Origin of the sequence: Candidatus Frackibacter sp. WG13, from assembly GCF_900114655.1 — a bacterium.
Taxonomy (GTDB): domain Bacteria; phylum Bacillota; class Halanaerobiia; order Halobacteroidales; family Acetohalobiaceae; genus Frackibacter.
Window position 1 is genome coordinate 1 of sequence record NZ_FOTT01000019.1, and the last position, 13,711, is coordinate 13,711.

General features: G+C 32.6%; 10 protein-coding genes. 9 read left to right on the forward strand and 1 reads right to left on the reverse strand.

Annotation, left to right across the window (positions count from 1 at the left end; translation table 11 throughout):
• The 7 genes from BM077_RS13895 to BM077_RS10050 all read left to right on the forward strand — a co-directional run.
• On the forward strand, positions 1 to 620 hold a 620-nt coding region (locus tag BM077_RS13895), incomplete at its 5' end, for a CAP domain-containing protein (RefSeq protein ID WP_255361615.1).
• A 190-nt stretch (positions 621 to 810) separates the two neighbouring features.
• Complete coding sequence (locus tag BM077_RS10025) at positions 811 to 1,944, forward strand: DUF3794 domain-containing protein (RefSeq protein ID WP_089749930.1); 1,134 nt, start codon at positions 811 to 813, stop codon at positions 1,942 to 1,944.
• Positions 1,945 to 2,198: 254 nt separating this feature from the next.
• Positions 2,199 to 2,732 (forward strand): DUF3794 domain-containing protein, encoded by a 534-nt coding sequence (locus BM077_RS10030; protein WP_089749932.1) that lies wholly within the window; start codon positions 2,199 to 2,201, stop codon positions 2,730 to 2,732.
• 155 nt (positions 2,733 to 2,887) lie between these two features.
• Positions 2,888 to 5,200: a DUF3794 domain-containing protein gene (locus BM077_RS10035; RefSeq protein ID WP_090003521.1), complete on the forward strand. Its 2,313-nt coding sequence runs from the start codon at positions 2,888 to 2,890 to the stop codon at positions 5,198 to 5,200.
• A 125-nt stretch (positions 5,201 to 5,325) separates the two neighbouring features.
• Entirely contained in the window at positions 5,326 to 6,963 is a 1,638-nt protein-coding gene (locus tag BM077_RS10040) for a DUF3794 domain-containing protein (RefSeq protein ID WP_089749935.1), read from the forward strand.
• 265 nt (positions 6,964 to 7,228) lie between these two features.
• Positions 7,229 to 8,026, forward strand: a complete 798-nt coding sequence (locus BM077_RS10045; RefSeq protein ID WP_089749937.1) for a GvpL/GvpF family gas vesicle protein — start codon at positions 7,229 to 7,231, stop codon at positions 8,024 to 8,026.
• A gap of 94 nt (positions 8,027 to 8,120) precedes the next feature.
• Entirely contained in the window at positions 8,121 to 9,854 is a 1,734-nt protein-coding gene (locus BM077_RS10050) for an SPOCS domain-containing protein (RefSeq protein WP_089749940.1), read from the forward strand.
• On the opposite strand, the gene BM077_RS10055 is transcribed toward BM077_RS10050, so the two are convergent.
• Positions 9,829 to 10,254 (reverse strand): hypothetical protein, encoded by a 426-nt coding sequence (locus tag BM077_RS10055; protein WP_089749941.1) that lies wholly within the window; start codon positions 10,252 to 10,254, stop codon positions 9,829 to 9,831. The genes BM077_RS10050 and BM077_RS10055 overlap by 26 nt on opposite strands.
• 188 nt (positions 10,255 to 10,442) lie before the next feature.
• On the opposite strand from BM077_RS10055, the gene BM077_RS10060 reads away from it, so the two are divergent.
• Entirely contained in the window at positions 10,443 to 12,062 is a 1,620-nt protein-coding gene (locus BM077_RS10060) for a DUF3794 and LysM peptidoglycan-binding domain-containing protein (RefSeq protein WP_089749944.1), read from the forward strand.
• Positions 12,063 to 12,200: 138 nt separating this feature from the next.
• A complete protein-coding gene (locus BM077_RS10065) occupies positions 12,201 to 13,709 on the forward strand; it encodes an SPOCS domain-containing protein (RefSeq protein WP_089749946.1) in 1,509 nt (502 codons plus the stop codon).
• Positions 13,710 to 13,711 lie beyond the last annotated feature (2 nt).

The following is a 13,711-nucleotide window of genomic DNA, read 5'->3' on the forward strand; positions in this document are numbered from 1 at the left end:
ATATAACTGGAACAGTAGATGAAGTTACTTGGAACTTGCTTAAATCAAAGACAGGACAAATAGATATTCCGCAAGATGATAATACTAACGATGATAGTGGTAACAATAACAATGATGATAATAATAACAATGATAATAATGATAATTCACAAGACCCTAATAGTGGTTCTAACCAAGGTCAGCAACCAGATAGAAATTCTGGTTCACAGCCAACTAATCCACAGACAGGTCAGATGACTGCTGAAGAAAGAAAAATGTTGAGTTTAGTAAATAAAGAACGGACTCAAAGAGGCTTAGAACCATTAGAAGTAGATATGAGATTAGTTAGACTGGCTCGTAAGAAAAGTAGAGATATGATTCAGAACAATTATTTCAGTCATAGGTCTCCAACTTATGGACTTCCGTTTGATATGTTAAGAAATGCAGGGATTAGATATAGAACCGCTGGTGAGAACCTTGCTGGCAACTCAACAGTTACAAGAGCTCATACAGCATTAATGAATAGTACGGGACATCGTCGTAATATTTTAAAATCAGATTATACGAAGATAGGAATTGGAATTATTGACGGTGGACCTTATGGTAAGATGTTTACGCAACTATTTATGGATGAATTTTAAATTAAATTTCAATTAAGACTTAAGAAACAGAGGTGGCTTGCTTAGCTGCCTCTGTTTTATTATACATCTATATTTTAAATAATTAGGATATGATAATCACATATTAACTAATTTTTGGATATTATAGAACAAATACTTAATATTAATATAATTTTTTATTAGAATAGTCTGATTTAGAAAGGAGGCATTAATGAGTAAAGAGGGTTATATTCAAAAAGATGTTCAGCATTTAAACTTAAAAGCTCCAATGCGAGAAGTAAAAAATATAGATCCAACAATTGAAGAGATTAATTATGATATTAGTGTTGGGCAGATAGTTATTATAGGAAAGCTTAATAGAGAGCTTTCCTATATAGGTACTGACAATATACTTTACTATCAAGAGGATAGTATTCCTTTTAAGACTTACATAGATGTGCCAAGAGCAGAACCAGGTATGAAAGCTCGAATTTACCCACATGTTGAACAGGTAAAATTTAAGCTTTCATCCAATGGATTAGAATTAAACCAAAAAATAGTTTTACAGTTTATAATTAAAATTATTAAAGAGAATTATTTAAATATAAGAAGTATAGAAAAAGAAAGAAAGGATAGTAGTTCTACAAACAAATTAGTTAAGGTGGCAGAGGTAATTAGTGAAAATAATGAACAAATTATAATAGAACAGACTGAAATTGGTCTTATGCCACCTATTACTATAGAAAGAGTGTTGATTAAAGCTTTTGTAGTAGAAGATAAAGACCTTCAACAAATAATAGTAATTACTGATTTAGAGTGGCAAGAAGTTGAGACTAAGAGTTTAGATGTATTTGCCTGGGAGGTAGTTGATGAAACTCTAGTTAATAGGAACTTAGAAATAAAGATTCGGTTAGTTCCTAAGGCCCAAAGGATAGTTAATGTTACTTCTAATCTTAAAAATATAAAACTTTATAGTGAAGCAAATTTAAATCAATTACTAATTTCAGGAATGCTAATTACAAGAGTTGATTATTTAGATTTAGATAATAATCACTATAATCTAGCAAAGGAAATTTCTTTTGAATTCATTTTAAATGTTGAAGAATTAGACTTAGAAATGAATATTCAAATTCATGCTCAGAATATAGACACTAATTTTGAATTAAATGATAAAGGAGACGAAATAGTTCAAATAGTTGAGATGGAAGTTGTAGTTGTTATAACCGAGAAATTAAAAATGACAGTACTTACTGATATAGAAGGTGAAGAGATTAATGAAGTTATCAAGAAGACGGTATTATTAGATTTAGTTGATGATAAAAGTTCTAAATTAGTGCCTATAGAGGTTGTAACTGGTCTTAGGTAGTTTATAATCACAAAAATACTTAATTCGGATATTATAAAGTAAGAAGAGTGATTAGAACAAGGAAGACAAGGAGGGGGAATTATGGTAAAAAAAGAAAAAGGGAAAAGGAAGAAGGATAATAAGAATAGATTAGGTCCTAAAGAAATAAAGAGAATTATTAAATTTAAAAAATCAAATTAATGATGTTAATGCACACTTTAGACTCAATTTCATATAATATATCAAAACTATAAGAGAGAAGGAGGAATAAATTTATGCCTACTAATAATATAAAAACATTACGTGTTATAGGAGAAGAAATAATGCAGATTACAGAAGGTACTACTCTTACATTAACCCACACCCCTGTTTCAATTGTAGATGTTCAATTAAGCCTATTTGATGTAACTGACCACATATTTAGAGATAAGGTAGTTAAGCAAGGGTTTATTCATGTTAATGTAATTTATAAGGGTGCTGATGGTATAGTTTATCACGAATCTACCAATGTTCCATTTGAAGAGGAAGTAGAGATTGGTGGTTTAGTTCCTGGTATTAAGTTTAATGGTCAAGTAAGAGTACCTGTTCAAAATGCTGAGGAGACTACTTTAGATGTAGAAAACTTTATTTTAGAATTAGATTCTGACTTTATTCTTAATAATGGCAATGCAATAACTCCTACTGTAACAGTAAAAGCATTAGCAAGAATTTTAGTTAAAGTTTCAAGAGTTGAGCAGATGAATGTTTTTGTTAATGGTCGTGATGGTGTTTTTAGATTTTCAGGAACAACTCTTGATGGCAACTGTTAACCACATGATTTGCGAAAATTAGTTAAATAAATTAGATCTTAAGCAGGTACTATTTTATAGTGCCTGCTTTTATTTTAAAGATTAAAAATTAGACACAACCTTTTATAATTTGCATATAATAAAGTACTAAGTTATCAAGAAAGGAGGAATTTAATATGTCAAGAATAGAGGGTCAAGACTTCCAGACACAGGGAGTTACTGTCCAACAGATAGAGTTAGAAATACCTGCACAAAAGATCAAGGATATAGATGCTGAAATTAGAGATATTACTTTTGAGATTATTAATGATAAGATTATTATTCAAGGTATAATTCATAAGCAGATCTTTTTTGTAGGTACTGATAATGTAGTTCATCATCAAACAGAGGAGATGCCATTTAGTACATTTATAGATGTACCAGGCGCAGAACCAGGAATGGATGCTCAGATTCATCCTGAAATTGAACATGTTGCTTTTGAGCTCTCACCTGATGGCACAGAATTAAATCAAAAAGTAGTTGTGGAAATCTTTGTCAAGATTACAGAGACTGTTCAGGTAAATATTGAAGAAACAACAGAGGGTTCATTATATAAATTAGAAACAGTGATAGGTGAAAATAATAAACAGGAGATAGTTGAAAATGAGGTTGAACTAGATATTCCAGCAATTAAAATTGTAGATATTACTGCTGAGATTAGAGACTTAGAGACTGATGTAATTCAAGATAAGGTGATTATTCAAGGGGTTCTCCATAAGCAAATATTCTTTATTGGAGAAGATAATGTAGAGTATCATCAAGCAGAAAACGTACCATTTAGCCTCTTTGTAGATATTCCAGGAGCAGAACCAGGAATGAATGTGCAAGTTCATCCAGACATTGAACTTATTAAACGTGAATTGATCGATTCAACAACTCTTTTACAGGAAGTGATTATAGATTTCTTTGTTAAGGTTACAGAGACGCAACAACTTAATTTAACTATAGGTGAAGGTCCATTAATGAAGTTAGACCGTGTTATAGGTGAAGATATAGTTCAAGTGATGAAGGTTAATGATATTACTTTAGAAAGACCAGCAATGAAAATTAGGGATATAGAAGCCACATTAAGGGATATACAGGCCGTAGTAATTACTGACAAGGTCATCGTACAAGGTACTATTCATAAGCAGATCTTTTATGTAGGAACTGATGATGTAGAATATCATCAGGCAGAAGATGTGAACTTTAGTACTTTTGTAGATTTACCAGGAGCAGCCCCAGGTATGGATGTTACTATTAAAGGAGTGGTAGAACTTGCTAGAGGAACTTTAACTGATCAGACTACTCTTCATCAGAAGGTAGTCGCTGAGTTAGCTGTTAAAGTTACTGAGGAAGAACAGGTCAATATAGTAATTGGTAATGGCCCCCTAATCAAGGCCCGACAAGTAGTAAATGAAGGAGTTAGACAGATAATAGTAGAGCAAGTTGCTGTCTTTCCACCAGTACCACCGCCTGTAGCAGGGCTTGTAATTGATAGAGCCTTGATTAAGGAAGAAGTAGCAGAAGAGGTTTCAGAACAAATTTTAGTAGATAATGTCATTGACTTAGAAGATCAAGCTCAAAAGGTAAGATCAATTACTGGGACGATTAGAAATGTAACTGTAGAAATTGTAGATGGTGAAGTCTTAGTAGAAGGAGAAATAGTAAAAGAAATAGAGTTTGTGGACTCTGATAATGTAGTACGACAGATGACAGAAGTTGTACCTTTTGAAGCTTTAATAGAATTTCCAGATGTACCAGAAGGTGCCGAACTTAACGCCGATATAGTAATTGAAGATATTAACTTTAATTTAATTAATAATTGCACCGCAATAAGACAGATAGTTGTATTACAAATAACTGTAACAGCTGGAGAAAGCCGTCAAGTACAAGTAGTGACTAATATCAGTGCTACAGGTGGAGGTACAGTTGAAGTCGAGACTGTAGAAGTTAGAGCTCAAGTAGTAGTTGGTGAAGATACAATTACTCCGACTTTAGAGAATACGGTTGAATTAGATCCAGCAGCCGATGAAATAATCGATATGACAGGTGAATTACAAGATATCACTACAGAAGTAATGGAGGATCAAGTTGTAGTTAATGGTACTGTCTTTAAAGAAGTAGAATATTTAGATGTTGATGATACAATTCAAAATACATTTGAAGAGATACCATTTGAATTTACAATAGATATTGAAGGGGCAGCGCCAGGAATGAATGTTCAGGTTCATCCTGAAATTTTAGATATTGCTTTCGAATTAAGTGAAGATGGTACAGAATTATTACAAATGATCGATTTAGAGATATTTGTAAAAGTAACTGAGATGGAGATTATAGAAGTAGTTACTGATGCGACTTCAGATTTAATTGAAGAGCTTATTACAGAGATTGTTTTCTTAGATGTAGTTGGAGATGGTATTCCTGAGCCTGTACCTGTAGAAGTTGTTGTTGATGTTATAGGCACTTAGTTTTATTAATCTATATGACCGGGATAAGTTATATATTACTTATCTCGGTTAATTTTTATTCACATTTTCAATTTACCACCATATGATATATAGAAAGAAGTTGTTCTCAGAAGGGAGGCTTTTTAATGTTTGGAATGTTCCTGCTGACTGGAATGGTTTTAGGCTTTATGATGAGTACCTACTATCTTTTAATGAACTATGGAGAGCTTTCAATAGAAAGTTTATATACTCTTCTAACTGGAAATCGAAATTTTGAATTTGAAACGAATCATCTTTCAAAGGGTGATATAGATGAGAAGGAGGTTGAAAGTTGGGAGGAAGATTACCTAGATCTCTTTTCAAATGGAGAACCAGTAAAAGAAAATAAGACAGATTTGATGGAAAAAGGTATAGATGAAACTTCGACAAGGGGGGGATTACTCAAAGAGGAGCAAAGTTTAGAAAGACCAGAAAAAAAAAGGGGGGATAATATGACTGATTTATTTCAGACTAATATTGAATTACTTAAATTACCAGTCTTAATTGGCGAGAATGATGTTCAAAGGATGTTGGTTAGTGACCTTGAATTAGATTTTACAGCTCAAAAAGTTAGAAACATAGATGCATCGATTCGTGATCTTACTTATGAAGTTATTGCTGATAAGGTAATAGTGCAGGGAGTAGTTCATAAACAGGTCTTCTATGTTACAGAAGATAATATAGTTCAGCATCAAGCTGAGGATGTGCCTTTTAGTCTCTTTGTTGATATTCCTGGAGTCCAGCCAGGCATGGATGTAGATATTGACCCAATTATTGAAGATATTAAAGTTAAGTTATTAGAAGGTGGGGCAGTGCTACATCAAAAGGTTATTTTAAAAGTAAATGTCTTGGTAGAAGAGGTTCAACAATTATTTGTAGAGACTGGTGAAGGTGCACTATCAGTTGTAGACAGAGTCATTGGTGAAAATGAGAACCAGACTATGATTGAAAGTGCTATAGAGTTAGATATACCAGCCATTAAAATTACTGATATTGTAGCTAAATTACAAGATTTAGAGACTGAAGTTATTAAAAACAAAGTTATTATTCAAGGAATACTTCACAAGCAGATCTTCTTCATTGGAGAAGATAATGTAGAATATCACCAGGCAGAGGATGTGCCTTTTAGTCATTTTGTAGATTTACCTGGTGCAGAGCCAGGAATGGATGTTCAAGTTCATCCTAATATTGAACATATTAAACGGGAATTAATAAATGAGGGAACAACTTTATCGCAGGAAGTAGTAGCTAGCTTCTTTGTGAAAGTAACAGAAGAGGTTCAATTAAATGTTGCTTCTGGTAATAAATTAGTAAGATTAAGAGAAGTACTTGGAGAGAATACAAAACAGATATTAAATGAGAGCACGCTTGCTTTAGATGTACCAGCAATTAAGGTTAAAGATATAGATGTTAGTGTAGTTGATATCGAAACACAAGTAATTACGAATAAGATAATTATTCAAGGTATTATTCATAAACAAATCTATTTCATTGGTGAGGATAATGTAGAGTATCATCAGGCAGAAGATGTGTCGTTTAGTACATTTATTGATTTACCGGGAGCTGCACCTAATATGACTGGAGTTACAGTAAAACCAAAAATAGAATTTGTTAAACCAATTTTAAATCCAACTGGAGAGGAACTAACTCAGAAAGTGGTCATGGAATTATTTGTGAAAGCATTCCGTGAACCACCAGCCCATCGACAGATAGCTGTAGTTTCTGTACCACCTTATGGAGTATAAAGAATAATGAGCAGGTGTCTTAATCAGATGCCTGCTTTTTATTTTTACACTTTAATTATTGTTCTAAATAGGATTTAAATTAATATAATAATATTACAAGTAAACATAAAATTGAGAATATCTAACATTATAATTAATAGATTATCTTTCTAACCTCCATAAACATTGATAAATATTTAAATTTAGCAGCAAGTAGGGGGTGGTTATTTGTTGCTTAGTATTACTACTGTAACTAATATTCAAAAAACTGGGGAGGAAAATCAATATGAATAAAGGTTTATATCTCTATTGTATTTTAGACTCCCCAGAGAAAGTCAAAATTGATCTATTAGGAATAGACAATATACATAAGCCATATGTTATGAGTTATCAAGGAGTGGGAGTTTTAGTTAGTGAGGTTTCATTAATTGACTTTGGCCAGAAGGAGTTAGAAAGGAAAGTAAGAGATTTAGATTGGTTACATGATAAGGCTAATCGTCATGAAATACTTATTGAACAGGCAATGGAGTTAACAACGGTAATTCCAATTACTTTTGGAACTGTTTTCGAGAGCAAAATTGAATTAAAAGAGTTGCTTAAAGAATCAATACCTAAGATTAAAGAATTATTTGCAATAGTAAAGGGACATGAAGAATGGGGCTTAAAATTATATTGTGATTTTTCTCAATTACGAAGGACTATATCTGGCTTACATGATGGTATTAAAGAATTAAAACGATGCTTAGAAAATAGCGAAGAAGGAATGGAGCAGTTTTTAGAACGAAGGTTAGAAATGGAATTAGATAAAGAAGTAAAAAATAAGGCATTTAGTGTAGCTGATGAAGTATATGAAAAGCTATCATCTATAGCAACTAAGTCACATTTAAATGAATTATTAGATATAGAAATTACGGGGATTTCTAAACCAATGGTTCTTAATTCAGTTTATCTTATTAATAAGCAATATGTAGCTAATTTTCTATTAAAGTTAAAAGAATTTGAAGATAAGTATTCTGAATTTGGATTTTATTTTTACTATTCTGGTCCTTGGCCGCCTTATAACTTTTCTTCGCTTGAATTATAAGAAAACCCTCTGAAATTTTAGAGGGTTTTCTTATTTATTGGTTATTTTTATTCTTATTACAGCATAAATTTTAATAAGGTTGGAGGTAACAGTTATGAAGCAAGGAGGGGGGAAGTCTAGAGTTACCCACAATAAAAAAGAATATACATTTGAAATTAAAGAAGAGATCAGTTTACCAGCTAAAACTCTTAATGTAGAAGATTATGTTGTTAAACTGAAAGAATTTGACTCTGTTTATCATAATGAAGAATTAATTATTCATGGTCAATTAATAGAGTCTGTCATTTATCAATTAGAGGGTGGAACTAAAGAAGCAAAAGTGGAGAAACCAAATTTTAAATACTTTTTACCACTTTCTGAACAGAGTTCCCAACTTGAATATAAATTAAATTTAGATATAGAGCAGATTCAATATAAATTTAAATCTACTGCTTATCAGAAACAAACTTTAGTAAGTAATATAAAGTTAAAATTAATTATAACGGTCTTTCCTCCTTTAAACAGCTTAGATTCTCTTGCTTCTAATATCTATAAGAACTTAGAGACTAAAAAATTAATTTTGAATAAATTTTTAGCTGAAAAAGAGACTAACCTTTTAATTAAACAGAAATTAAAATTGGCTGCTAATATTGAAAGAATATTCGAATGTAAGGCTAACTTAAAAAAGGTCAAGGTTGAAAAAATTGAAGAAGAAGTTATGATTACTGGACAAATTATTTATCAGGTATTAGCTTTAAATAATCAAGGTCAAGTAAAGCATTATGAGATTATAGAGCCATTTAGAGAAACTACATACTTTAAAAAGACTAATCCTGGTGCCCAATTATTAGCCCAGAATCAAATTAGCGATTTAGAATTTGTTAAGTTAGAGGATACTTTAGAAGTAATGTTAGTAGTTAATGCTGTACTTACGGCTTACCAAGAAGTAGAGATGAGTATTTATACTAATTCTACAGGGCAGCGAGGCGAACAAATTAAGGTTAAACAAGAGATTAATAATTTACATGAAGAGTGGATGCTGACTGACGAATTAATCTTGGACATCTCTTATAAAGAATTAATTGAAATGAAAGGACAAGTGGTGAATGTTGAGGTTGAATTAATCTCCAATAAGATTATTGTTAGTGGAGAATTAAGTTATGAATTATACTATATAGATTTACATGGTCAAGAGAAGAATAAAAACTTTAATCTTAATTTCAATAAACTACTAAAGTGTCAGGGAACGAGGGAAGGTTTAGAATTTAAGTATCAATTAAAAGTAAAAGAGCTCCAACCAGAATTAAAACAGGGAAGATTAATATTAAAAACTTTTCTTAAATTAGTAGGTAACTTAAGAGAGGAAGTATTAACTAAAGTTGTTACTGAGCAGAATGGAATTATATCCCAAAGTGTTCTAGATAGTTTCTTAGTAGAAAGAGTATTAAAAGTAGATAAATTAGAACTGTTGCTTCCTTATGAGCTTTATTTAGGGAGATATGCTAAACAGGTACAGGATATTGATATTAAAATTATTAATCCTGAAGGGAAGTTGTTAACGGGGAGTTTATTGTATAGTTGTCAATTAAAATCTATTATTAATTTTATTGATTATAATGATATTGAACAAGAAATTACTAAAATAGAAAATATCAATGAATTACTTCCTACTGAAATAAATATTAAGGAGGCTAATTTAGATATAAGCCCCCAAATAAAATATATTGATTATGAGTTAAGTAATGCAGGTGAGAAGTTATTATTAAAAGTTGTATTGAAGTGTCCGTATAAAATCTTAGAAAGAGTTCGATTGCCTATCTTAACTAAAAAGGTTTCTGTGGCAGATTAAAACGCTTAGAAGCCAATTCTTCACCTTCTGCATTGTAGATAACAAAATTAAGTTTCTGTTTATAGAAATAATCTTTCTTTATCTTAAAGATATGGGATAAATTTTTATTATAAGTGCCAACCATGGTTACTTTATGACCACGGTATTTAATTTCGTTTATACTACCATTAAGCAGAATAATTAATAGTTCATTTGAGGCTAAATTATTAATTTCTTGTGAATGGAAATGATATTTATCTAATAACTTAGCAATCACTGCTGGATTAGAGGATATATATAATTTGACTTCTTCATTAAAGGGATAACTCCAATCATCAATTATTCTTTCTTCATATAGATTAATAGGTATATACTGTACGGCAGGATAAGGAAATATCTTATCAGAATATCCAAAAGGCATATAAGCCACCTCCAAATTTTTTAAATATAGCTTTTACTATTCTATTTTATGCTTTAATAAAAGAAATGTGATAGAAATTTATCTTATGGAAATAATTTCATAATAAAATTTGTACACATTTGGATTTCTGGTGCATATAGTATAATTGAGAGGTTTAAGTATTTATTTTAGAAAGGAGGAGTAAAGTTATGGATGAAAATAGAGCAATTAATTTTAAAGAAGAAACGGTTAGAGTGGAGTACGTAATTGGCGAAGATATAATTAGAGAGTCGATCACCGATGATTTAACAGTACCTGAACAGAAGCCAGATATCGAAAGGGTACTAGAAGTTACAGCTGAAGTTAATGCAACCGATGCAACGATAGAAGAAGGTGGTGTAGATGTAAGTGGGGAGATAGACATAGGTATACTCTATGTAGCTGATATAGCTGATCCTTATATTGAGCCTGCACAGCCTGTGCATTTCTTTGAAGGAATAATAAACTTTGATAACTTTGTTGATATTCCTGATGCTGAGCCAGGAATGCATGTAATAACAGATGTGCAAGTTGTTAGAGTAAACGGTGAAATGATTGATGAAAGAACGGTGCGAGTAACAGTCACTATTCGAAAGTTTGTTAAAGTAGTAGAGTTTAGACAGGTTACGGTAATAACAGAAGTTACTGGCTTAGATGATGCTATTATAGAAGAAGAATTACTAAGATTAGAAGATGTGGTAGGAGAGAATACAATCCAAACGATTGTAGCAGGAACAATAGACGTACCCGAAGTAAAGCCACCAATCGAAAGAATTCTTAGAGCTCAAGCTGATTTAGTTGATGACAGTGTTGAGAGTGAGATTACAGATGATGCAGTTATAGTGGATGGAGAGCTTGATGTTGGAGTAGTATATGTTGCAGAGACAGATGCAGGTGATCAACCGGTTCACTTTGTAGAAGGTGCTATTGATTTCTCACAAGTAATAGATATACCAGGGGCTATAGACGATGATATGTCAGACTTTGTTGATGTTACTGTTAAGAGAGTGACGGCTACTAGAGTAGATGAAGACACTGTTAAAGTAGAGGTAGTCATTGAGATCTTTGTTAAGGTTACTGAACCAATCCAGGTTACAGTTGTTACTGATATTCAGAGTGACAAGGTGAAGGTTGAACAAGAACTATTAAGAGTAGAAGAAGTAATTGGTGAGGATACTATCTCCGAAACAATTACTAATGAGTTAGAGCTATTACCAGGGGATCCAGATATTGAGCAAGTAATTGAAGTGAATGCCAACATATTAGATCCGACGGCTAATGTAGAAGAAGGTGGAGTGCTTGTCGAAGGTCAGATTGAAGGAAATGCTCTTTATGTAGGAGATGTAGATGATCCTGGTTTTCAACAACCGGTCTTCTTTGTATCGGATGTTTTTGATTTCGAAAATTTCGTTCAAATTACAGGGGCAGAGCCAGATATGGGAGCCTTTACTAATGTAACAGTGAAAAGAGTGAGATATAATTTATTAGATTCTCGCGCTATTGAATTAATAGTTACTATCACTAAGTTTGTAAAAGTAGTTCAGTTTGTGCAGACAGATATTGTTACTGACATAGTTGTTGTTTCACCAGTTGTAGATAAAGACTGTCCAGATCGCCCATCATTTGTGGTCTATGTAGTACAGCCAGGCGATACCTTATTTAAGATTGCACAAAGATTTAATACAACAGTAGATGCTATTGTAGAACAGAACGATATTGAGAATCCAGACGTAATTGAAGTAGGTCAGAAATTATGTATTCCAAAAGGAATTATAGGTGCAAAAGGCTAAAAATTTAGATAACTTGAACCTAAAGGCTGTGGGGAGACCTACAGTCTTATTCTATTTACACATAATTATTTCTCCAGTTTTCACACTATCTTAGTTTCTACATAAAATATATTAAGGTTAACTAAAAGGAGGGAGAATATGGATAATATTACTGTCGCCAATTTAATCCTTCGTGAGCAGATAGAAGAAACGGTCGAAAGAAGAATTGTTTTAGCCCAGAATCGACCAGGAGTAGCTAGAGTATTAGAGACTAATGTTAGATTAGAGAATATAGAGACTGAAGTCGTAGATGGAGGAGTTAGAATTAATGGGATTTTACGAACGACAATCTTATATGTTCCAGAAGATAATACATCAGCAGTAGAGACGATTGAAAAGAGAATAAGCTTTAGTTTTGTAGTTGACGTTAATGTACCAGGGAGAACAGTGGAGATAGATCCTGCTCTCTTTGTTCAAGAGGCAGAAGTTATAATTGTAGACCCACATAATCTTAGATTAACAGTCGTTATTGTAGGTAGGTTAAACTTTATTGAAGCAGAAAATATAAACTTTATTACTGATGACCAAGCTCAGATAGTTAGGGATGAATTTGAGTTTGATCAAGTAGTTGCTGAAAAGACAGTGACCAGGCAAGTTGAAAGAGTAGTAGAGTTAGCTAATAATCAAGCCCCAATTGAGCGAGTACTAAATATTCAAAGTACAACTAGGATCATCAATACTCATGTTCGTAGGAATCAAGTAGAGGTGCAAGCAGAGATTAGAAGTCAGATTTTATATCAATCCCCAGATGGTAGGACGCGAAGCTTGAATATCACTACTCCATTTACCGAGAGAATCAGAATTGAAGGCGCTAGAAGTGGGATGCAGGCTTTCGTTGATTTAGAGATTATAGACCAAGATTTTAGAATAATAGACCCTAGGACTTTGCGGATTAATTATGAAACAGAGATTAATACAGCAGTCTTAACAAGAGACCAAATAGATTTCCCAATAGATATAGATGGTGACCTATTCCCTAGAAGAAGGACTGTCTTAGTTGAAAGAATTGTAGCCAGAAAGCAGACGCGAGTCTTATTACGAGATACAATAGATGTTCCACCTCCGGGTGCTAGTAGAGTAGTTAGGGTTACAGCTGATGTAGCTGACCAAGTGATAGAAGCTGATGTAGACGACGGAGGAGTATTTATTTCTGGTGAGGTAGATGTTAATGTATTATATGTAGCTAATCAACCTGATCAACCGGTCTTCTTTGTTGGAGATACACTGTTCTTTGATGAATTTATCTCTGTTTCAATTCCTAGAGACGTATTTAGAGTTAGAGCTTATCCAGAAGTTAGAGTTGTAAGTGCAGAAGGAGAAGTAGTAGATGGGGATACAATTAGGATTAGAGTCTTATTAAGTATTGAAGTCTTGGTTACAGCAATAGTAGAAGTTCCAGTGGTCATAGGCGTAGGGGAGGATAGAGAAGAATTTGAGCCACCCCGACCAACGCCAGATGAAGGTGAAATTTATATAGTTAAACAAGGAGATACTCTCTTTATAATTGCGCAAAGGTTTGGAGTAACAATAGCTGAATTAGTGGCAGTTAATGATATTGTTAATCCTGACCAACTAGAAGTCGGCCAGGAGTTAATAATTCCTGATTAATT